The organism is Azotobacter tropicalis, assembly GCF_059739045.1.
Window position 1 is genome coordinate 4,464,640 of record NZ_AP046059.1, and the last position, 20,279, is coordinate 4,484,918.

Here is a 20,279-nt window from a genome sequence, read left to right on the forward strand (position 1 = left end):
CCATCATGTTGTTGGCAAGTGATAATAATATCGCTCAGGACGAGCGCGATCCTGTCCGCAATCTTGCTCCGCAACCGCGCACTGCCGCGGAAACCGGGTTAGCGGAAAATTTTCTGGCCGATCTCCTATGCAAGCATCTGCACGATGCCGGCGTGTTGGACATGCCGCGGCTGGTGCAGCGTCTGGCGCTGACCGGGCCGGTGCTGGAGGAGTTGCTGGCCTTCCTGCGCAAGGAGGGGCGTGTCGAGGTGCTGGGGCAGGGCGGTGGTCAGGGCCTGCGCTACGGTCTGACCGAGCGTGGTCGCGCCTCGGCCAAGGATGCCCTGCTGCGCAGCGGCTATATCGGCCCTGCGCCTTTCCCGGTGGAGCGCTATCGCGAGTTGCTCAAGGCGCAGTCGGTGCACGGTTGTCGGGTCAATGCGGACAACCTGCGCGAGGCCTTTGTGGGCACCGTGATGCGCGACGGGCTGCTCGACCAGCTCGGCCCGGCGATGAATTCCGGGCGGGCGATCATGATCTACGGGCCGCCCGGCACCGGCAAGACCTACATCAGCCAGCGGCTGATTCGTCTCTTGCGCGAGGCGATCTGGATTCCCCATGCCATCGCCATCAACGAGGCGGTGGTGGAGATTTTCGATCCGCAACTGCACCAGCCGCTTGCCCAGGGCGAGCCGCGTACCCTGCGCCTCGACGAGGGCGTCGACCGCCGCCTGGTGCAGTGCCGCCGGCCGATCGTCATCACCGGCGGTGAGCTGACCATGGACATGCTGGACATGCGCTTCGATCCGCACAGTCGCCAGTACCAGGCGCCGCTGCAGCTCAAGGCGAGCAACGGCATCTTCATCATCGACGACCTCGGCCGCCAGCGCATGGCGCCGGTGGAGCTGTTCAACCGCTGGATCGTGCCCATGGAGGAAAAGAAAGACTTCCTCAATCTCGGCGGCGGCCGCCACTGCGAGGTGCCCTTCGATCTGGTGCTGGTGTTCTCCACCAACCTCAATCCGCTGGAACTGGCCGACGAGGCCTTCCTGCGTCGCATCGGCTACAAGCTGCATTTCGACTATCTGCAGCCCGACGATTACCGGCAGATCTGGCGCCAGGAGTGCGACAAGCTCGGTACGCCCTACGACCCCGAGCTGGTGGACTTCGTCATCGAGCGCCTGCACAAGGCCGAAAGCCGCCCGCTGCTGCCCTGCCATCCCCGCGACCTGCTGAACATGGCGTTGGATTTCCAGCGCTACCAGGGCGCGGACGGCCGGCAGCCCCTCACCCCACCAATACTGACCTGGGCCTGGCGCAACTACTTCGTCAGTCTGGTCGCCCACTGAACGGGGAGACACCGCAATGACCTCGCGTACCCTGACCTTGATCGGACTGTCCCTGTTGCTCGGCCTGGGCGCTGCCTGGCTGGCCAACAGCTGGCTGAGCAGCCGCCTGGATGTCAAGCCGGACGACAACCTGCAGAGTGTGGTGGTAGCCAGCCTGGAAATTCCCTTCGGGCAGATGGTCGAGGCCCAGCACGTCACCCTGGTGCGTCTGCCCAAAGGCACGGTGCCGGAGGATTCCTTCGACGCCATCGAGAAGGTCGTCGGCAAGATCGCCACCTTCGACACGCTGCGCGGCGACATCCTGCGTGCTGCCCGCCTGGCCGAGCATCTGGGCGGCAGCACCCTGGCCTCGCTGATCGAGAAGGACAAGCGCGCCATCACCGTGCGGGTGGACGACGTGGTCGGGGTCGGTGGCTTCCTCCTACCGGGCAACCGCGTCGACGTGCTGGCCACCAAGCGCGGTAACGGCAGCGGCAACGAGGCCAAGGCGGAAACCATTCTCGAGGATCTGCGCGTGCTGGCCGTGGACCAGACCGCCAGCACCGATAAGACTCAGCCGGTGGTGGTGCGTGCCGTGACCCTGGAAATGACCCCGGCCGAAGCGGAAACCCTGGTCAAGGCCAAGACCGAAGGCAGCCTGCAACTGGCCCTGCGCAACCCGCTGGACAATCAGAAGAAGCCGGAAAACCCGGCCGTGGTGGCCGCCCCTCCGATTCCGCTCCGTGCGCCCGCACCCAAGCCGGTGGTGCGCCGCAGCACCGACAGCACTCCGAACTGGGGCGCCGTCACCATCATTCGCGGCACCGCGATGGAGCAGGCCAGGGTTCGCTGAGCCTGGCAGTCATTCGATAAGGAGTCGTACATGGATAGCATCCGCAGAGTATGCCTGGGCCTGCTGTCGGCTCTGGGCAGTGGTCTACTGCTGGTTTCCGCCGATCTGGCCGCCGAGCCGCCCGCCATCACCGCCCTGCCGGCGGCGAATGTCGGCAGCATCCAGGTGCCGATCTACAAGTCGCGGGTGCTGACCACCCGCGCTCCGGTGAAGAAGATTTCCGTCGGCAATCCGGAGATCGCCGACATCCTGGTCACCAGCCCCAACCAGTTGTATCTGCTCGGGCGTTCGCTGGGCAGCACCAATGTGCTGCTTTGGGACGGCCGCGATCAGCTGATCGATACCCTGGATCTTGAGGTGGTGCACGATCTCGGTGGCCTGAAGGCCAAGCTGCACGAGCTGATGCCCAACGAGCAGATCTCCGTATTCAGCTCCCAGGGCGGCCTGGTGCTGCGCGGCCAGGTCAGCAGCGCGGCGGCCATGGACACCGTGGTGAAGCTGGCCAAGACCTATGCCGCCCAGGCGGAAAGCATCGTCCAAGGCGAAGGCGAGGCGGCCAAGACCAGCCCCACTAAGAATCTGGAAGTCATCAACCTGCTCACCATCGGCGGCAGCCAGCAGGTGATGCTGGAGGTCAAGGTCGCGGAGGTGCAGCGCAGTCTGATGAAGAGCATCGATATGCGCTTCAACGCCCTCGACTTCGGCTCCTCCAGCCGCTGGAAGACCGGCGCCTACAACGGCGGTTCCAGCCTGGGCTTCGACGAGGACGGCTTGGTCAACCCGACCAGCCTGTTCGGCGACGGGCGGGGCATCTTCGGCCAGTTCCTGTCCGAGAACTTCCTCTTCAACGTGACCCTGGAGGCGGCCAAGGACAACGGTTCGGCCAAGGTGCTGGCCGAGCCCACCCTGACCACCCTGAGCGGGCAGCAGGCGGAGTTCATTTCCGGCGGCGAGTTCCCAGTGCCGGTCACCGAAGACGAGGGCATCACCATCGAGTACAAGGAGTACGGCGTCGGAGTGAAATTCGTGCCGGTGGTGATGGACTCGGGCCGCATCAATCTCAACCTGAACGTCATGGTGAGCGAGCTTACCAACACCAATGCAGTGATCATGGACACGGGGGTGAATGGCTCCTCCAGCACCTCGAGTGTAAGCCAGACGATCCCTTCGCTGACCAAGCGCAGCTCGCAGACCACGGTGGAGCTGGGCAACGGCCAGACCATCGCCATCGCCGGTCTGATCAGCGAGCACACCCGCGACTATGTCAGCCGCTTCCCCGGTCTCGGCGACATTCCGGTGCTCGGCCATCTGTTCCGCAGCCAGCAGTTCATCAATGGCGAAACCGAACTGGTGATCCTGGTGACCCCGCACCTGGCCAAGCCGGTGGATGCCCGCACGGTCAGCCTGCCCACCGACCGCTTCGTCGAGCCCAGCGACCAGGAGTTCTACCTGCTCGGCAAGACCAAGGGCAGCGGGCTCGGCCGCCAGGTTCCGGTCAGCCTGGGCGTGACCGAAGGCCGCTTCGGCCACGATCTCGACTGACATCTTCGCTCTCCCTTTTGGAGAAAGGGCAAAGAGGAGGGGGGCAGCACGCCCTCTCCCCTTGGGGAGGAGGCCAGAGCGAGGGGGAGAGCCCTTCGCTCCAGCCCAGAACACCACAGGAGACAAACCACATGAAAGCCATGCTTCCCCTCTCCCTCCTGCTGCTGGCCACGGGCGGCTGCATGCACTTCGAGGAGGGCCGGGTCGGCCCGCTGGGCACCAGCATCTACGAGACCCACTACCAGCAGATCGCCGACAAGGGCCGGGCCGCCAATCCCGGCACCGAAGTCTCCCCGACCGGCATCGACGGTCCGCTGACCGAAAACGTGCTGAACAGCTTCCGCGGCGTCACCGGCAATGCCAAGCAGGTAGCCCAGCCGATCCAGATCAATATGGAAACCGGGGGAACTGACCATGAGGCGGCGGCCCTTGCATGGGTTCAAGGTTGGGCCTCGGCGTCAGCGCGGGGCGGTGCTTATCCTGGTCGTGGTCGCCATGATCGCGATTCTGATGATGGCCGCCTTGGCGCTGGATGGTGGGCATATGCTGATGAACAAGGCGCGGCTGCAGAATGCGGTGGATGCGGCGGCGCTGAGTGGGGCTAAGACTCTGAGTCGCCTGGAAGGTGGGAGCGGAGACTGTTTCACGGCCGAAGAGGCGGCTTTGAATACATTCACGCGTAATGCCGAGGCGGAGGGCAATGAGGAGTTGCTTGAATCCATGGGGACCGGTGCTGATGCGGCTGCCACTTTTGCCGAAGTCAAGTTTTCCCCCAGTGTTTATGGTCCCTTTGAGGGGTTTTCATCCTGCAGTAATGAAACACCAGCACGCTATGTACAGGTGTCGGTACCCAGCTATGGTCTGGTTGGTTTTTTCTGGGGCTTCGTTCAGAGCTTCGGGGGTAGTTTGGGAACGAAGTCAGTCGCGGCTGTTGCGACTGCTGGGCCGAGTCCGACCAGTCCCTGTGAACTCGCGCCTTTGGTTGTGTGTGCAAAATCTGATGACGCCGACAGTGCCTGGGGTTTTGGCTTTGGCGAGCTGCAGGTGTTGAAAACAGCAGCTGGTGATGACTCTCCTATTGGCCCGGGTAATTTTCAGCTACTTGACTTAAGTGGTGATTTAACTGGCACTGGTGGTGCCAAAACTGTAGGGCAGTTGATGGCAGGTGGTGGTTATATCTGCCCAACTGTTGGGGAGTATGTTGATACCAAACCGGGGAATACCATTGGGCAGTCGGTCAATGGTTTGAATACTCGCTTTGGAATTTATTCTGGAAGTTTTTCTGCGCCGACCGATGACAAGGCCAACTCCGAAGACCTGTATCCTCCGGATTGGGTGGTTGATTATACAAAGGTTGAAAACGGTAAAGGCAAGGGGCCCGAGCAGGGGGTGCTTGCCCTGAATGATGATGGTGACATAATTTACGAAGATAAACCGAATGCGAGTGGTAAGACCGATAGCACTGATCTGGTTGAGTATTACGAGGGAGATAAGGAGATCCGCGCAGATAGCGGCACAAGGATAGATGGTTATCAGGAGTGGTTGCAGCAGTCTGCCGCTTGTATCGAGCCAGGGTCAAACTGTCCAGGTGTTTTTGGTCGGCGAATTCTGAGGGTGGTTGTCGGGGACTGTCCGGAAGGAAGTACCGATGGAAAAAGTGAGCTCGAGGTGCTTGGATTCGGGTGCTATTTCGTGTTGCAGCCGGCTGGCCAGAGTGGAAATTCGGCACAGATATTTGGCCAGTTTGTCGAGACTTGCGAAGGTGATGGTGTACCAGGACCTAATCCAGCTACCGACAAGGGGCCGGAAATCATCCAGTTGTATAAAACCTATGTCGATGGCAGTCCAAGTACCGACTCGTAACTTTCGGGCGGTCATAATTTTTGACTCAGGCTGTAGAGCCTTGTGCGAGGCGGGCAATGAAAGGTCGAAGAATCGGACAGGCAAAGTCCCAGCGTGGGGTGGCCATGGTGGAGTTCGCCGTCGCCTTGCCCTTGCTTCTGCTTTTGCTTCTGGCTGTCGCCGAGTTTGGTCGGATGCTTTACCACTACAACAGCCTGATGCAGGCCAGTCGCGATGCGAGCCGTTTTGTCGCTGGGCAGGCTTGGAACAGAACGCTAGGCAGAATAGTACTTGATGCGGATTTGGTATCTAAAACTAAGTGTTTGGCTGTGTATGGCTTGCCATTCAGCTCTTGTGATTACCCTCCCTGTGAGGATGAAACACCAACCGAAACACCAACCGAAACACCAGTTGTGCACTGCTTGAGAATAGGCGAGGTTAGCATTGATGAGGTTGGTGTCGAGCATGTTAGGGTTCGAATTGTTTATAAATTTCGACCTGTAATTGGCGACACTATGCCTGCTTTTGTTGGGCGGCGAATTTCACTGCGAATTCCTTTGGTGGCCACCACGGTGATGAGGGCGCTGTGATGAATAGAAAACGTATGCAAGGGGTGTACGTAGTAGAGTTTGCCATCATAGGAGCTTTGCTGTTCATTCTGCTGCTTGGTGTTTTGGAGTTTGGCCGGTTGTATTTCACGGTCAATACTTTAAGTGAGGTTGTTCGGCGTGGGGCACGACTAGCGGCAGTATGTGATCCCGCTTCGTCAGAAGAGCAGAGTAAAATTTTACAGCGGGCAATTTTTAATGCGGCTACGGACTCTGGTGCTAGCCATCTTGTTCCGGGCTTGCGAGCGTCTGACCTTGATTTGGTTTATTTGTATATAGATGAAAGTGGAAAGAAAGTTGAGATTCGCGATCCAGGTTTAGTGATGGGGAACTTTCGTAATATTCGCTTTGTACGTATACGTGTGGAAAATTTTTCTTTTAATCTGCTCATTCCGACTGGGTTGTTCAGATTACTTAATCCATCCAGTCAGTTTGATGGAACCATCACCTTGCCAACATTCCAGTCGACTCTGCCCCGCGAAAGCCTGGGGCGGCACCCGGAAGGCACGGATATAACCCCATGCTGAACCCCAGGGAAACTGCCATGACCAGCCCCTCCAGAAAGCAGGCCCTGAGCCTCCTGATCAGCAGCCGCGATGCCGAGTCCCTGCAGCACCTGCAGGCGCTCTGCCAGGAGATGCCCGAGTTGCAGATAACCACCCGGCTGGTGAGCAACGGCCACACCGATCCGCTCTATGGTCTGGAACGCATGCCCGATCTGCTGCTGCTGCGGGTCAGCCACCTGTGGCGCGAGGAGCTGGCGGCCTTGCTGCAGCGTCCGGCCCACGAGCGTCCGCCGCTGCTGGTCTGCGGTCCGCTGGAGGAGCGCGAAGGGATGCGCCTAGCGATGCAGGCGGGCGCCCGCGATTTCCTGCCGGAGCCGGTCGAGCCCGGAGACTTGCTGCAGGCCCTGCAGCGCATGATCGACGAGGCGCGCCCGGTCGGTTCCGCGGGAGCCGGTCAGCTGGTGGCGGTGATCAACGCCAAGGGCGGTTCGGGCGCCACCATGCTCGCCTGCAATCTGGCCCAGCAGCTCAGCACTAGGGCCGGCAGCGTTCTGCTGCTGGACTTGGACCTGCAGTTCGGCAGCGTCGCCCACTACCTCGACGTGCTGGTGCAGCACAGCCACGTCGAGGTCCTGAAGCAGGTCCAGGAGCTGGACAGCGTGGCCCTGCGCGGTTTCTGCACCCATTACAGCCCCAGCTTGCATGTGCTTGGCGGCCGTGCCGACGAGCTGTTCCTGCCCCAGGATGTCCAGGTCGAGCAGTTGGAGGCGCTCATCGGGCTGGCCCGGGAAACCTACGACTGGGTGATCGTCGACCTGCCACGGCAGATTGACCATCTCTCCGGTACCGTGCTGGAGCAGGCCGATGAGGTTTACGTGCTGCTCCAGCAGAGCCTCAGCCATCTCAAGGACGGCAGCCGGCTGGCGCGTATCCTGCGCGACGAACTGGGAGTGCGGGGAGATCGCCTGCAGGTGGTGGTCAACCGCTACGACAAGAATGCGCCCATCACACTGCGGGACATCGAGGAGGCGCTGCGTTGCAGCGAGCCGAGGAAGCTGCCCAACGATTTCGCTGTAGTCAACGAAAGCCAGAATGCCGGGGTGCCGCTAGAGGTTCACGCACCGCGTGCGCCCATCACCGCGGCGGTGCGCGAGCTGGGTCTGGAACTGCTCGGGCATCGGGACGATGGCGAAAAGGGCCTGTTCAAGCGGGCTTTCGGGCGTTTCTTCAAGGGGGTGAGCCATGCTTAGCGATTTCCGCAACCGCCTGCGCCAGACTGCGGGCAAGCCGGCCGCCGCGGCCAGGACTCCGGAGCCCGAAGTCGCAGCGCCCGGCGAGGAGAAGCTGGCCTGGGAGGAAAACGCTCCGGAGACGATCTACGAGACCAGGACCCAGCTCAATCCGGTGGAGACCGAATGGCGCGAGCGGATCTACCAGCAGATGCTCAAGGTCATGGATCTGTCGCTGCTGGACTCCCTCGACGCGGCCGAGGCGGCGCGGCAGATCCGCGACATCTGCCAGCACCTGCTGGACGACCATTCGGCGCCGGTGAGCAACTCCAGCCGCCAACTGATCATCAAGCAGATCACCGACGAAGTGCTCGGCCTCGGTCCGCTGGAGCCGCTGCTGGCCGACCGCAGCGTGTCGGACATCTTGGTCAACGGCCATGCCTCGGTGTATGTCGAGCGTTTTGGCAAGCTGCAGCGGACCGACGTGCGCTTTCGCGACGACCAGCATTTGCTGAACATCATTGATCGGATCGTTTCCAGTCTCGGCCGGCGTATCGACGAGTCCTCGCCGCTGGTGGACGCGCGTCTGAAGGACGGTTCTCGGGTCAACGCAATCATTCCGCCGCTGGCCATCGACGGCCCCAGCGTGTCGATCCGCCGCTTCAGTGTGGACCTGCTCAACAGCGACAGTCTGGTGCGGATGGGCGCCCTGACCCCAGCCATCGCGCTGATGCTCAAGGCCATTGTCCGCGGCCGCCTTAATGTGCTGGTGTCCGGCGGCACCGGCACTGGCAAGACCACCATGCTCAACGTGCTGTCCAGTTTCATCCCGCACGACGAGCGCATCGTCACCATCGAGGACTCCGCCGAACTGCAGCTACAGCAGCCTCATGTGGTGCGTCTGGAGACCCGGCCGCCGAACATCGAGGGTCGCGGCGAGGTGAACCAGCGCGAGTTGGTGCGCAACAGTCTGCGGATGCGCCCGGACCGCATCGTCATCGGCGAGGTGCGCGGCGCCGAGGCGCTGGACATGCTGACGGCGATGAACACCGGCCACGACGGCTCGCTGACCACTATCCACGCCAACACCCCGCGGGATGCCTTGGGGCGGGTCGAGAACATGGTGTCGATGACCGGTGCCACCTTCCCGATCAAAGCCCTGCGCCAGCAGATCGCCTCGGCCATCGACGTGGTGGTCCAGCTGGAGCGCCAGGAGGACGGCAAGCGGAAGGTGGTCAGTGTGCAGGAGATCAACGGCATGGAGGGTGAGATCATCACCATGACCGAGATCTTCACCTTCGAGCGGCGCGGTATCGGCGAGAACGGTGAAGTGCTCGGCGACTTCCGCCCGACCGGCATGGTGCCGGCGTTCCGCGACGCGCTGGCCAAGCGCGGTATCGAGCTGCCGCTGAGCCTCTTCCGTCCCGACTGGATGGAGGGCGCGCAGCCATGAGCGAGATCCCCTCCGAATACATCCTGGCCTTCCTCGGCATGGTCTTCGCTGCCGTGTTCCTGCTCAGCCAGGGGCTGGTGGTGCCGGTGTTCGGCGAGGCAGGCAAGGTGCGCAAGCGCATCCGCAGCCGGCTCGACACGCTGGAGCAGGCCAGCGGCTTGCCGAACATGCAGACGATACTGCGCCAGAAGTACTTGAAGCGCCTCTCGCCGCTGGAGGCGGCACTGGAGCAGTTGCCCTTCATGGAATCCCTGGCGCAGGCGATCGAGCAGGCCGGGCATGAGTACCGGGCCTACCGTGTGCTGATGCTCGGGCTTGTGCTGACGGTGGGGGCGGCTGCGTTGCTGTGGATGTTCACCCAGCTCTGGTGGGCGGCGCTGATCGGGCTGCTGGCGTTTTTCCTGCCGTTATTGAAGATCTCCAGTGATCGCGCCAAGCGCTTCGCCGCCTTCGAGGAAGGACTGCCGGACGCCCTAGATGCGATGTGCCGGGCGCTGCGCGCCGGCCATCCGTTCAACGAAACCCTGCGCCTGGTCGCCGAGGAGCACAAGGGACCGGTGGCTCAGGAGTTCGGCCAGACCTTCGCCGATATCAACTACGGCAACGACGTGCGCCGGGCCATGCTCGGCCTGCTGGAGCGGGTGCCGAGCATGACGGTGATGATGCTGGTGACCACCATCCTCATCCACCGTGAAACCGGCGGCAACCTGACCGAGGTGCTGGAGCGCCTGAGCCGGCTGATCCGCGGGCGCTTCCGTTTCCAGCGCAAGGTCAAGACGCTGTCCGCCGAGGGGCGCATGTCGGCCTGGATTCTGGTGGCGATTCCCTTTGTTTTGTCCATCTTGATCCTGGTCACCTCACCGGAGTACCTGCCCATGCTGGTCAAGGACCCCTTTGGCCAGAAGCTGATCATGGCGGCCTTCGTCGCCATGCTGCTGGGCATCTTCTGGATCCGCAAGATCATCCGCATCCAGGTATGAAAGAGGAGGGGACATGGATTACCTACTCAGTTTGATCAACGGTGCGGTGGGCGACGAGGAGCTGGCGCGCCTGCTTTTCGTTGGTGCCATCGGTATCAGTGCCGTGCTTGCCGCGGCCACCCTGATTCTACTGCTGAACGGCTTACGCGATCCCGTGCAGCGGCGTCTGGTACAACTCAAGCGCGGCCAGGCGGGGCTCGCTCCCGGGCAGCGGCCGCCCAGCGCCCTGCAGCTGATGCTGGAGCGGGTCGGCCAGCGCTTCGACACTGGAGAGAGCGCCAAGACTTCGGCGACCCGTACGCTTTTGATGCATGCCGGCTATCGCTCCCCGTCGTCTCTGCAGATGTACTGGGCGGTGCGCCTGCTGCTGCCTCTGGTGCTGGTCGGGCTGACCTTCCTAGTTTTGCCGCTGATTCCCAAGCTGTCCCTGGAAAAAAGCATCTTGCTGCTGTCGCTGGCGGCCGGCATCGGCTGGTTGGTTCCGGCCATCTATGTTGACAAGCGCAAGGAGGCACGGATGAAAACGCTGCGTGCGGCCTTTCCCGATGCGCTGGACCTGATGGTGGTCTGCGTCGAGTCGGGCCTGGCTCTGCCGCAGGCCATCGAGCGGGTCGCCGACGAGATGGCGGTCAGCCAGGCGGAGCTGGCCGAGGAGCTGGCCCTGGTGAACGCTGAGATTCGCGCCGGCATTCCCAGTACCGAGGCGCTCAAGCATCTGGCCGACCGTACTGGGCTGGATGACGTGCAGGGGTTGGTCAGCCTGCTGGCGCAAAGCATCCGCTTCGGTACCAGCGTGGCCGATACGCTGCGCATCTATGCCGACGAGTTCCGCGACCGGCGCACCCAGGCGGCCGAGGAGCAGGCGGCGAAGATCGGCACCAAGCTGGTCTTCCCGCTGATTTTCTGCCTCTGGCCGAGCTTCTTCCTGGTGGCGATCGGTCCGGTGATCGTCGGAATACTCAGAACCTTCGGGAAACTTTGATATGCGAAAGGTCAGTCTGCTGTTGGCCATGACGGCCGTGATGTCGGGATGTCAGACCCTAGAGCCGGACAAGAACGGGATCAGCCGCTCCAGCCTTTACGATGGCAATCGCTCGGTGCTCTACCAGGCGCGCAAGGCCGAGACCTCGGCCGATCAGGCCATGCTCGTCGCCGCTTCGGCCTACCGCGCCGGCGATCTGGACCGGGCGCTGTTCCAGTATCTGCGTGCTGCCGATCTGGACCCCAAGCTGCATGAGGCGCTGCTCTGGGTCGGGCGCATCCACCGCGAGCGCGGCAACGACGAACTGGCCGAATTGGCCTTTGCCGACGTGCTGGAAAAGGACCCGAACCATGTCGATGCCCTGACCGAGCTGGGTTTGCTGCACCTTTCCAAACGCAACCAGGAAAAAGCCCAAGCCAGTCTGCAACTGGCCTTGCGCCTGGACCAGAAACGCCTCGGCGCTTCGGGACAGACGGCGCCGCAGGGGTTGAAGGTGGATGGGCGTTCGCCGCTGAAGCTGTACAACGGCCTCGGCGTGCTTGCCGACCTGCGCAATGATTTTGCGCAGGCCGAGAGCTACTACCGCCTGGCCTTGCAGATTGAGCCGCGCTCGGCTCTCGTGCAGAACAGTCAGGGCTATTCCTATTACCTGGCCGGACACTGGGATGAGGCCGAACGGGCTTATCGGCGTGGCATAAGCTATGACGATGCTTACAAGCCGTTGTGGCGCAACTACGGATTGCTGTTGTCGCGCATGGGGCGCTACGAGGAAGCGATATCCGCGTTCGAGCACGTCGAGAAAAGAGCCGAGGCGAGCAACGATGTGGGCTATATCTGCATGATTGAAGGCCGCTTCGACCTAGCCGAACAGTTCTTCCGTACCGCCATCGAGCAGTCCCCGGCCCACTACGATGCCGCCTGGCAAAACCTTGATCGCCTGCAGCAGCTGCGCCGGATGCGCGACTTCGGTATCGGTCAGGTCGGAAGCGGCGGAGACTTCATGTCGGGCGGCGCGCTAGTACAATGATGGCTGTCGTGCGGGGTTGGGCCTTACGGCCTATCCCCATAGCCATGTATGAGCCAGTTGGGTGACGAGCATATTTTTGGGCCGCCGGTCTGCGCGGGCGCTTCTTTCCGTGGCGGCAAGTGACTGTCGTTAAAGGCCTTCTTCACACGCGGCAGTTGTAACTTGCGGACAAGCCGGTACAATGGCGCGGCTCGTCATCTGACGGGTGTCGTTATGGTGGTCCTGCCGGTCCCCCGCAACGAGCAGCCGTGAACCCGGTCAGGCCCGGAAGGGAGCAGCCGTAGCGGTGACCTTGTGTGCCGGGGTGTGGCTGGTGGGATCACCTCCACTTTTTGAATCCTTGTTCTTCAGGGATTTTTCAGTACAAAAAATCCAGCTTCGGCCATCGTTGATCTAATGGCCCTTGTATATGCCTTGCCATATCATGCCGGCCATGGATACCAGCAAGATAATCGACCAGAACGTCCATTGAATCCCCATAGCGTATACCTCCTGAGCGGCAGCGCTAGGCAATCCCAAGCAAGTATCCTTCCAGTACGTACCCTGTCCTATGGCATCCGCTCTGCGACCCAGGCTTTGCTGCAGATTTGCACCTGTAGCTGAGGGGATGGTGTTTCACTTCTGAAACAGTAATGCCCTGGAAGGGGCATGGATGTCCCATATTTGCAGCAAATGATCGACAAGCCGTGCTTCCTGCGTATGCCCGCAGGGCAGATGCAATTTGCATTCTGCTCCGCTAGCATTGCCGCTCTCCGCTTGTTCTGCTGCGATGGATGTCGATGAGTTATCAGGTTCTTGCGCGTAAATGGCGTCCCCGCTCGTTTCGCGAAATGGTCGGCCAAGCCCATGTACTCAAGGCGCTGATCAACGCGCTCGACAGCCAACGCTTGCACCATGCCTATCTGTTCACCGGCACCCGCGGGGTGGGTAAGACCACCATCGCACGAATCATCGCCAAATGCCTGAACTGCGAGACCGGCATCAGTTCGACGCCTTGCGGGCAGTGTTCGGTCTGTCGGGAAATCGACGAAGGGCGTTTCGTCGATCTCATCGAGGTCGATGCGGCCAGTCGCACTAAAGTGGAGGATACCCGCGAACTGCTCGACAACGTGCAGTACGCGCCAACCCGTGGACGCTTCAAGGTTTATTTGATCGACGAAGTGCATATGCTCTCCAGTCATTCCTTCAACGCCTTGCTAAAGACCCTTGAAGAGCCGCCACCCCACGTCAAGTTCCTGTTGGCGACCACCGATCCGCAGAAGTTGCCAGTGACCATCCTGTCACGCTGCCTGCAGTTTGCCCTGAAGAGCATGCCGCCAGAGCGGGTGGTCGAGCATCTGACCCAAGTGCTCGGTGCTGAGGGCATTCCCTTCGAGGCGGATGCCCTCTGGCTGCTCGGTCGCGCTGCCGACGGCTCGATGCGCGATGCCATGAGTCTGGCCGACCAGGCCATCGCCTTCGGTGAGGGTAGGGTGCTCGCCGCCGACGTGCGAGCGATGCTCGGCACGCTCGATCATGGTCAGGTCTACGGCGTATTGCAGGCCCTGCTGGAGGGCGATGCCCGGGCCATGCTCGAGGCGGTGCGCCAGTTGGCCGAGCAGGGGCCGGACTGGAGCGGGGTGCTGGCGGAGATGCTCAACGTGTTGCACCGGGTGGCCATCGCCCAGGCGCTGCCGGAAGCGGTGGACAACGGCCAGGGCGATCGCGAGCGGGTGCTGGCGATCGCGCAGGCGCTGCCGGCCGAGGACGTGCAGTTCTATTACCAAATGGGCCTGATCGGTCGCCGCGATCTGCCGCTGGCACCGGACCCGCGTGGCGGCTTCGAGATGGTACTCCTGCGCATGCTGGCGTTTCGACCGGCAGATGTCGGCGGGGTGTCGGGCAGGCCGCTAAAGGATGCGGGAGTCAGCTCGGCCACGGCTGATTCCCTATCCTATCCTGTGGCAGACACTGACCTTGCACGGACACCTGCCGTCTCCGAGGTCATATCGGGGGAAAGTCTGGCCATGGCTCCTGCGGCACTTGCCAAACCGATCGAGCCATCGTCGTCGCCAGAGGCATCCGCCTTACCCGGCGGTGTTCCTGACCTGCCATGGGAAGAGGCTTCGCAGGTTGTTGGCGCTCCCGTCTCAGAGTCTGCTGCGATGCTGGTCGGTGGCATGGTCACTACGTCTGTTACGGGCGAGACGGAGAGGACTCCCGAGAGTGCCGTATCGGACCTGCCGAATCCATCGGTTCGGCCTTCTCTGGCGCGGGAGAGCTCGGCGGCTCTTGTCGGTGATCAAGTGTCGGGAAGAGCACCTGCGTCGGTCGCGGAGGAAGAGCCTCCTCTGGCGGACGATGACTATTATGAGATTGAGGCCGACGAGGTGGATGTCGAGGCCTACGTTTACCTCGATGCCTTTCCTGCCGAGGAGCCGCCCCCGTCGAGGCTGGAGCCTGAGATCGAACCTGCGGTAGCTCCGGCCACCGGTCTGGCAGCCGAATGGCTCGAACTCTTCCAGCGCTTGGGGCTGGCCGGCATGACTGCCAATATTGCCGCCAACTGTACCCTGGTCAAGGTCAAGGGGGACTATTGGTTGCTGCATCTGGACCCGTCCCAGGCGGCCCTGTTCAACAGTACCCAGCAGCGGCGTCTGAACGAGGCCTTGAGTCAGTATCATGGTCGTGCGCTCAAGCTGGATATCGAGTTACGCAAGCCGGAGCAGGAGACTCCGGCCCAGGCGGCAGCGCGGCGAAGGGCCGAGCGCCAACGCCAGGCCGAGGTGTCCATTCAAGGCGACCCGCTGGTTCGACAGATGATTCAACAGTTCGCCGCGGTAATCCGCGACGGTACCATCGCACCCCTGAATACCTGAGGTGATTCCCATGATGAAAGGTGGCATGGCCGGCCTGATGAAGCAGGCCCAGCTGATGCAGGAAAAGATGCAGAAGATGCAGGAAGAGCTGGCCAACGCCGAAGTGACCGGTCAATCCGGCGCTGGATTGGTGAGCGTGGTAATGACGGGCCGTCATGATGTCCGGCGCGTCACTCTGGACGATAGTCTGATGCAGGAGGACAAGGAGGTTCTCGAAGACCTGATCGCTGCCGCCGTCAATGATGCAGTGCGTAAGATCGAGCAGAACAATCAGGAAAGGATGGCTGGAATTACTGCCGGCATGGGCCTGCCACCCGGATTCAAAATGCCGTTCTGAGCATTTTCCGATCTTCACGCGCTCGCCCTCTCCAACTTGTGGGAGAGGACATTGGCTGACCGCCTTTTCTTGAGTGATCTGTCTTGTTGTCCAGCCCTCCGGTCCTTTCGCCATGAGCTTCAGTCCGCTGATCCGCCAACTCATCGACGCCCTGCGCATCCTGCCCGGCGTGGGGCAGAAAACCGCCCAGCGCATGGCTCTGCATCTGCTCGAGCGTGATCGCAGCGGTGGTTTGCGTTTGGCTCAGACGCTCGCTCAGGCTCTGGAGCATGTCGGTTACTGCCGACAGTGTCGGACTCTGAGCGAGGAGGAGCTTTGCCCGCAATGTGCCGATCGGCGTCGCAACGATGCCCTGCTCTGTGTGGTGCAGAGCCCGATGGACGTGTTCGCCATCGAGCAAACCGGCTATCGCGGCCGTTATTTCGTGCTCAAGGGGCACCTGTCACCCCTCGACGGTCTCGGCCCTGAAGCTATCGGCATTCCCGAGTTATTGCTGCGGATCGAGCAGGGATCTTTCGAGGAAGTGATTATCGCCACCAATCCGACGGTGGAAGGCGAGGCCACTGCCCACTATATCGCCCAGATTCTGGCCCCCAAGGGCATCACGGTTTCCCGCATCGCTCATGGTGTACCGCTGGGCGGCGAACTGGAGTTGGTAGACGGTGGCACCTTGAGCCACGCTCTGGCCGGACGCAAGCCGATCAGCCTGTGAGGCTGCTGCCGAGCGGTAGATGATCGTTTGGCAAGGATGAGATAAGCGGGTGAGGGCAGGGTAAGAAGCAGAAAGCCCCTTGCGGGGCCTTCTTGGGGAATCAACCCATCTGTACCTTGTACAGAATTGCGTAACCCAATCCCATCAGCACCCAGCCACCCACGGGGTGGAACAGGATGCGCCAGACCAGGCCGCGTGGGTCGAAGCCGACGCCGTGAATGAAGCCGCTGGAAATTCCCAGCATCACCAGCATCAGCATACTGTGGCTGTACCCGGCCTCGGGGTCGACGATCAGCGATGGATGAATCAGAAATACCAGCGTGATCGGTGTGGCCAGGAGCAGCGACAGAATGCGGAGCGGGCGCCGCTGTAGAAGCTGCTTCTCACTCGTCACCCGCCGGACCCTCATCCATTTTCATGGTGGTTTCCAGCCACAGGGCGTTGATGACGCCGAAGCCACAAGCCAGCAGGATGCCGAGAATCCAACTGAAGTACCACATGTTGCCTCCTAGACCCGCCATGGAGCGGGCGATCTCAATTGGGGATGGCGCGGACAAGGTCCGCGCCGGTTTCGGTCAGTACAGGCCGTGAGGGTTGGCTTCGATGGTCTGGTCGTTCAGCTTGCCCCACATGCGCCAGTAGCACCACAGGGTGTAGCCCAGGATGATCGGCACGAAGATGATGGCGGCAATCAGCATGATCCCCAGGGTTTTCTGGCTGGATACCGCATCCCACACGGTCAGGCTGGAGAGCGGATCGATGGCCGAGGGCATCACGAACGGGAACAGGGCGAAGCCCGCGGTGAGGATGGCGCCGACGATCGCCAGGCTGGTGCCCAGGAAGGCCATACCATTGCGCTTGGTTTGCGCGCCCATCATGGCCAGCGCGCCGCCAACCAGACCCAGCAGCGGAGCGAACTGGGTGAGGGGGTAGCGCACATAGTTGGTCTGCCAGCCGCTGTTATCGAGGGTGACCTGCTTGGTCAGCGGGTTCAGGGCGGTGTTGGGATCGAAGTTGTCGACCAGGTTCAGGCCGTTGATGCCCAGCAGCAGCCAGATGCCGCAGATGAAGAAACCACCCAGGAACACCAGGGCGCACAGACGGGTCGCTTTGCAGGAGCGCTCGTACAGTTCGCCTTCGGTCCGCAGCATCAGCCAGGAGCCGCCGTGGGCGCTGAGCATGCTCAGGCTCACAATGCCGGCCAGCAGGGCGAAGGGGTGCAGCAGGGAGAAGAAAGAGCCCTCGAAGTGAGCGCGCATCGTTTCGTCGAAGCGGAACGGCAGGCCGAGGAACAGGTTGCCGAACGCTACCCCGAACAGCAGGGCAGGCAGGGCGCCACCAGCAAACAGTGCCCAGTCCCAGATGTCGCGCCACTTCTTGTTTTCCAGCTTGCTGCGGTAGTCAAAGCCTACCGGGCGGCAGAAAAGGCCGAAGAGGACCAAGAGCAGAGCCCAGTACATGCCGGAGAAGGCCGTGGCATAGACCAGCGGCCAGGCGGCGAACAGAGCACCACCGGCGGTAATGAACCATACCTGGTTGCCGTCCCAGTGCGGAGCGATGGTATTGATCGCGACGCGGCGTTCATTGTCGGTCTTGGCGACGAAGGGCATGATTGCCATGGCCCCATGTCGAAACCGTCGGTCAGAGCGAAGCCGATCAGCAATACACCGATCAAGCCCCACCAGATCAATTTCAGTGTTTCGTAATCAAACATGGCGTTTTCCTTAGGCGCTGACTGGTTGTTGGGGTTCCGCCTGGCTCGGGCTGGCATGCTTGTCAGCCGACTGCTCAAGCTGCTCGAAGTGATAGCGGCCGGTATGCAGGCTGGATGGGCCAAGGCGTGCGAAACGGATCATCAGATACATCTCGACTACCAGCAGCAGGGTATAGAACGCGATCAGAGCGAACAGGGAGCCCCAGAGATCAGCCGTGGACAGACTAGAGGCAGAGAGATGAGTGGGCAGAACGCCACCGATGGTCCAAGGTTGACGGCCATGTTCGGCGACGAACCAGCCTGTCTGGGTAGCAATCCACGGCAGCGGCAGGCTGTACAGGGCAAACTTGAGCAGCCAGGGCTTGCTTTCCTCGTTCTTGCGAGCCGAGGCCCAGAAGGCGCATGCAAACAGGACGAGCATCACGATGCCCGAGCCCACCATGGCGCGGAAACTCCAGAACATACTGGGTACGCTAGGAATGGTGTCCTTGGCAGCTTGCTTGATCTGCTCCTCGGAAGCGTCAACCACGTTCGGGGTGTACTTCTTCAGCAGCAGGCCATAGCCAAGATCGCCCTTGACTTCGTTGAAGGCTGCAATCTTTTCCGGGCTCTTGTCGCCAGCACGAATCTCTTCCAGCAGTCCGTAGGCGACCATGCCATTGCGAATGCGAGCTTCGCTTTCAATGATCAGGTCCTTGATGCCTGTGACCTGTTCATCCAGCGAGCGAGTAGCAATGATGCCCAAGGCAAAGGGGATTCGGACTGCAAAGTCGGTGCGTTGCTCTTCCTCGTTCGGGAAACCGAACAGGGTAAAGCTGGCCGGCGCCGGGTGGGTTTCCCATTCAGCCTCAATGGCAGCAAGCTTGGTCTTCTGTACCTCACCGACTTCGTAGCCGGATTCGTCACCGAGCACGAGAACCGAGAGGATGGATGCCATGCCGAAAGCTGAAGCGATTGCGAAGGAGCGGCGGGCAAAGCCAAGATCACGCTTTTTCAGCAGGTAGTAGCTGGAGATGGCCAGTACGAAGACGGCGCCGGTTACATAGCCGGAGGCGACGGTGTGAACGAACTTGACCTGAGCTACCGGGTTGAGGAGCAGAGCACCAAAGTCTACCAGCTCCATCCGCATGGTTTCGAAGTTGAACTCTGCGCCGACTGGATGTTGCATCCAGCCGTTGGCGACCAGAATCCACAGGGCAGACAGGTTGGAGCCGAGTGCTACCAGCCAGGTCACTGCCAGATGCTGAATCTTGGATAGCCGATCCCAGCCAAAGAAGAACAGGCCGATGAAGGTGGACTCCAAGAAGAAGGCCATCAGACCCTCGATGGCCAGCGGCGCACCGAAGATATCGCCCACGTAGTGGGAGTAGTAGGCCCAGTTGGTGCCAAACTGGAATTCCATGGTCAAGCCGGTGGTGACGCCAAGAGCAAAGTTGATACCGAACAACTTGCCCCAAAACTTCACCATGTCCTTGTAGACCTGCTTGCCGGTCATTACGTAGACCGACTCCATGATGGCGAGCAGGAAGGTCATCCCTAAGGTCAGTGGTACAAACAGGAAATGATACAGCGCCGTCATGGCGAACTGCAGACGCGATAGGTCTACGACGGATTCCGAGATCATCAGGGACTCTCCTCGGTCGGGGATTGATGTTTCACTGCCACACTGCCGAACAGTCGCTCGCTGACTTTCTCGGTACCGTCTTTAGGCACTGTCGGCTCTGTGAACCAAAGTGCTTTGATACCGATGATCACGCCCAGCTTGATCGCCAGGATGACAACGAGCTCCCGAACCAGAGGAATACGCCAAGGCGAAGATTTGGATGGTTGAGACATGTGGGCAGCTCCAAAAGGCTGGATGGCCAACGGTCGACAGGAAGACGGCACGTTGATCCAGGTCAAATAAATCAAGATTCGCTGCTGGTCGGTAGTGACCAATTGACGCAGGTCAATGACGCAGGCCTGTTTTTGCTATTTGGAGGGAGCTTTAAGAGGGGAGGTGATGAGCTGCTCAGGCGCTATAAGTATATGATAATTAAGAGAAATGTCTTGTATTGACTTTTTTGCACTGACGTGCATTTAAGCCTTTGGTAGGAGGGTTGTGGGGGCAAAATAATGGCCTGTGGATGCATACAGGCGCATGGGGGTATCGGTTCGTAGGAGGCGCTATAGCGTGCAGGGGAGATCCTGAAAAAGCCTTGGCTGCCAGGTCCGTCGTGCTTTTGGGGAATAGTTATGTTTCGGGCGTCTGGATAGGCCAATGCAAAGTTTCCCTGGTGGAAACTGAGCCCTCTGCTGTGTTGCAGATCTCAAACAGTCTGTGAGACGG

19 protein-coding genes, 1 other RNA gene and 1 pseudogene are annotated in these 20,279 nt (G+C 61.0%); 16 read left to right on the forward strand and 5 right to left on the reverse strand.

Annotated elements, in window-relative coordinates; all coding sequences use genetic code 11:
- Positions 1-5 precede the first annotated feature (5 nt).
- From Atro_RS21190 to recR, 16 genes are all read left to right on the forward strand, one after another.
- A complete protein-coding gene (locus tag Atro_RS21190) occupies positions 6-1,328 on the forward strand; it encodes a DUF8689 domain-containing protein (protein WP_497925569.1) in 1,323 nt (440 codons plus the stop codon).
- 16 nt (positions 1,329-1,344) lie between these two features.
- Entirely contained in the window at positions 1,345-2,160 is an 816-nt protein-coding gene (gene cpaB / locus Atro_RS21195; RefSeq protein WP_497925570.1) for a Flp pilus assembly protein CpaB, read from the forward strand.
- Positions 2,161-2,190: 30 nt separating this feature from the next.
- Entirely contained in the window at positions 2,191-3,702 is a 1,512-nt protein-coding gene (locus Atro_RS21200) for a type II and III secretion system protein family protein (RefSeq protein ID WP_497925573.1), read from the forward strand.
- A gap of 131 nt (positions 3,703-3,833) precedes the next feature.
- The gene (locus Atro_RS21205; RefSeq protein WP_497925575.1) at positions 3,834-4,307 is read left to right on the forward strand and encodes a hypothetical protein; all 474 of its coding nucleotides are present in this window, start codon (positions 3,834-3,836) and stop codon (positions 4,305-4,307) included.
- Positions 4,198-5,565 (forward strand): Tad domain-containing protein, encoded by a 1,368-nt coding sequence (locus tag Atro_RS21210; RefSeq protein WP_497925577.1) that lies wholly within the window; start codon positions 4,198-4,200, stop codon positions 5,563-5,565. The genes Atro_RS21205 and Atro_RS21210 overlap by 110 nt, the downstream gene beginning before the upstream one ends.
- A gap of 56 nt (positions 5,566-5,621) precedes the next feature.
- Positions 5,622-6,134, forward strand: coding sequence for a TadE/TadG family type IV pilus assembly protein (locus Atro_RS21215; protein WP_497925579.1), 513 nt, complete (start codon positions 5,622-5,624; stop codon positions 6,132-6,134).
- Positions 6,134-6,679 (forward strand): TadE/TadG family type IV pilus assembly protein, encoded by a 546-nt coding sequence (locus Atro_RS21220; RefSeq protein WP_497925580.1) that lies wholly within the window; start codon positions 6,134-6,136, stop codon positions 6,677-6,679. Before Atro_RS21215 ends, Atro_RS21220 begins: the two co-directional genes overlap by 1 nt.
- Complete coding sequence (locus tag Atro_RS21225; protein WP_497925581.1) at positions 6,673-7,908, forward strand: AAA family ATPase; 1,236 nt, start codon at positions 6,673-6,675, stop codon at positions 7,906-7,908. Before Atro_RS21220 ends, Atro_RS21225 begins: the two co-directional genes overlap by 7 nt.
- Positions 7,901-9,340, forward strand: a complete 1,440-nt coding sequence (locus Atro_RS21230) for a TadA family conjugal transfer-associated ATPase (protein ID WP_497925583.1) — start codon at positions 7,901-7,903, stop codon at positions 9,338-9,340. The genes Atro_RS21225 and Atro_RS21230 overlap by 8 nt, the downstream gene beginning before the upstream one ends.
- Entirely contained in the window at positions 9,337-10,320 is a 984-nt protein-coding gene (locus Atro_RS21235) for a type II secretion system F family protein (protein WP_497925585.1), read from the forward strand. The genes Atro_RS21230 and Atro_RS21235 overlap by 4 nt, the downstream gene beginning before the upstream one ends.
- A 13-nt stretch (positions 10,321-10,333) precedes the next feature.
- Positions 10,334-11,302, forward strand: a complete 969-nt coding sequence (locus tag Atro_RS21240) for a type II secretion system F family protein (RefSeq protein WP_497925587.1) — start codon at positions 10,334-10,336, stop codon at positions 11,300-11,302.
- A gap of 1 nt (position 11,303) precedes the next feature.
- On the forward strand, positions 11,304-12,329 hold the full coding sequence (locus Atro_RS21245) for a tetratricopeptide repeat protein (protein ID WP_497925589.1): 1,026 nt from the start codon (positions 11,304-11,306) through the stop codon (positions 12,327-12,329).
- 223 nt (positions 12,330-12,552) lie between these two features.
- Positions 12,553-12,648: signal recognition particle sRNA small type (gene ffs, locus Atro_RS21250), an RNA gene on the forward strand.
- 460 nt (positions 12,649-13,108) lie between these two features.
- Positions 13,109-15,187, forward strand: coding sequence for a DNA polymerase III subunit gamma/tau (dnaX, locus tag Atro_RS21255; protein WP_497925591.1), 2,079 nt, complete (start codon positions 13,109-13,111; stop codon positions 15,185-15,187).
- Between the two features lie 10 nt (positions 15,188-15,197).
- Positions 15,198-15,524, forward strand: coding sequence for a YbaB/EbfC family nucleoid-associated protein (locus Atro_RS21260; protein ID WP_497925593.1), 327 nt, complete (start codon positions 15,198-15,200; stop codon positions 15,522-15,524).
- 112 nt (positions 15,525-15,636) lie between these two features.
- Positions 15,637-16,236 carry a recombination mediator RecR gene (recR, locus tag Atro_RS21265; RefSeq protein WP_497925595.1) on the forward strand — a complete coding sequence of 200 codons (600 nt, stop codon included), beginning with the start codon at positions 15,637-15,639 and terminating at the stop codon, positions 16,234-16,236.
- 100 nt (positions 16,237-16,336) lie between these two features.
- Here recR and Atro_RS21270 read toward each other — a convergent pair whose 3' ends face one another.
- From Atro_RS21270 to cydP, 5 genes and pseudogenes are all read right to left on the reverse strand, one after another.
- On the reverse strand, positions 16,337-16,645 hold the full coding sequence (locus tag Atro_RS21270; RefSeq protein ID WP_497925597.1) for a cyd operon YbgE family protein: 309 nt from the start codon (positions 16,643-16,645) through the stop codon (positions 16,337-16,339).
- Positions 16,620-16,736 (reverse strand): cytochrome bd-I oxidase subunit CydX, encoded by a 117-nt coding sequence (gene cydX, locus Atro_RS21275; protein WP_152389341.1) that lies wholly within the window; start codon positions 16,734-16,736, stop codon positions 16,620-16,622. Before cydX ends, Atro_RS21270 begins: the two co-directional genes overlap by 26 nt.
- A 75-nt stretch (positions 16,737-16,811) precedes the next feature.
- A pseudogene (gene cydB / locus Atro_RS21280) lies at positions 16,812-17,950 on the reverse strand (cytochrome d ubiquinol oxidase subunit II).
- Between the two features lie 10 nt (positions 17,951-17,960).
- Positions 17,961-19,574 (reverse strand): cytochrome ubiquinol oxidase subunit I, encoded by a 1,614-nt coding sequence (locus Atro_RS21285; protein ID WP_497925599.1) that lies wholly within the window; start codon positions 19,572-19,574, stop codon positions 17,961-17,963.
- Entirely contained in the window at positions 19,574-19,786 is a 213-nt protein-coding gene (gene cydP, locus Atro_RS21290) for a cytochrome oxidase putative small subunit CydP (protein ID WP_497925601.1), read from the reverse strand. Before cydP ends, Atro_RS21285 begins: the two co-directional genes overlap by 1 nt.
- Positions 19,787-20,279: the final 493 nt, after the last annotated feature.

Excerpts from the sequence above, each read along its gene's own strand:
- Atro_RS21230 (WP_497925583.1), top strand. The coding sequence starts at position 7,901 with ATGCTTAGCGATTTCCGCAACCGCCTGCGCCAGACTGCGGGCAAGCCG.
- Atro_RS21240 (WP_497925587.1), top strand. The coding sequence starts at position 10,334 with ATGGATTACCTACTCAGTTTGATCAACGGTGCGGTGGGCGACGAGGAG.
- Atro_RS21270 (WP_497925597.1), bottom strand. The coding sequence starts at position 16,645 with ATGAGGGTCCGGCGGGTGACGAGTGAGAAGCAGCTTCTACAGCGGCGC.
- dnaX (WP_497925591.1), top strand. The coding sequence starts at position 13,109 with ATGAGTTATCAGGTTCTTGCGCGTAAATGGCGTCCCCGCTCGTTTCGC.
- cydX (WP_152389341.1), bottom strand. The coding sequence starts at position 16,736 with ATGTGGTACTTCAGTTGGATTCTCGGCATCCTGCTGGCTTGTGGCTTC.
- Atro_RS21215 (WP_497925579.1), top strand. The coding sequence starts at position 5,622 with ATGAAAGGTCGAAGAATCGGACAGGCAAAGTCCCAGCGTGGGGTGGCC.
- Atro_RS21200 (WP_497925573.1), top strand. The coding sequence starts at position 2,191 with ATGGATAGCATCCGCAGAGTATGCCTGGGCCTGCTGTCGGCTCTGGGC.
- Atro_RS21225 (WP_497925581.1), top strand. The coding sequence starts at position 6,673 with ATGCTGAACCCCAGGGAAACTGCCATGACCAGCCCCTCCAGAAAGCAG.
- Atro_RS21220 (WP_497925580.1), top strand. The coding sequence starts at position 6,134 with ATGAATAGAAAACGTATGCAAGGGGTGTACGTAGTAGAGTTTGCCATC.
- Atro_RS21260 (WP_497925593.1), top strand. The coding sequence starts at position 15,198 with ATGATGAAAGGTGGCATGGCCGGCCTGATGAAGCAGGCCCAGCTGATG.
- cydP (WP_497925601.1), bottom strand. The coding sequence starts at position 19,786 with ATGTCTCAACCATCCAAATCTTCGCCTTGGCGTATTCCTCTGGTTCGG.
- Atro_RS21210 (WP_497925577.1), top strand. The coding sequence starts at position 4,198 with ATGATCGCGATTCTGATGATGGCCGCCTTGGCGCTGGATGGTGGGCAT.
- Atro_RS21245 (WP_497925589.1), top strand. The coding sequence starts at position 11,304 with ATGCGAAAGGTCAGTCTGCTGTTGGCCATGACGGCCGTGATGTCGGGA.
- cpaB (WP_497925570.1), top strand. The coding sequence starts at position 1,345 with ATGACCTCGCGTACCCTGACCTTGATCGGACTGTCCCTGTTGCTCGGC.
- Atro_RS21205 (WP_497925575.1), top strand. The coding sequence starts at position 3,834 with ATGAAAGCCATGCTTCCCCTCTCCCTCCTGCTGCTGGCCACGGGCGGC.
- Atro_RS21285 (WP_497925599.1), bottom strand. The coding sequence starts at position 19,574 with ATGATCTCGGAATCCGTCGTAGACCTATCGCGTCTGCAGTTCGCCATG.
- Atro_RS21190 (WP_497925569.1), top strand. The coding sequence starts at position 6 with ATGTTGTTGGCAAGTGATAATAATATCGCTCAGGACGAGCGCGATCCT.
- Atro_RS21235 (WP_497925585.1), top strand. The coding sequence starts at position 9,337 with ATGAGCGAGATCCCCTCCGAATACATCCTGGCCTTCCTCGGCATGGTC.
- recR (WP_497925595.1), top strand. The coding sequence starts at position 15,637 with ATGAGCTTCAGTCCGCTGATCCGCCAACTCATCGACGCCCTGCGCATC.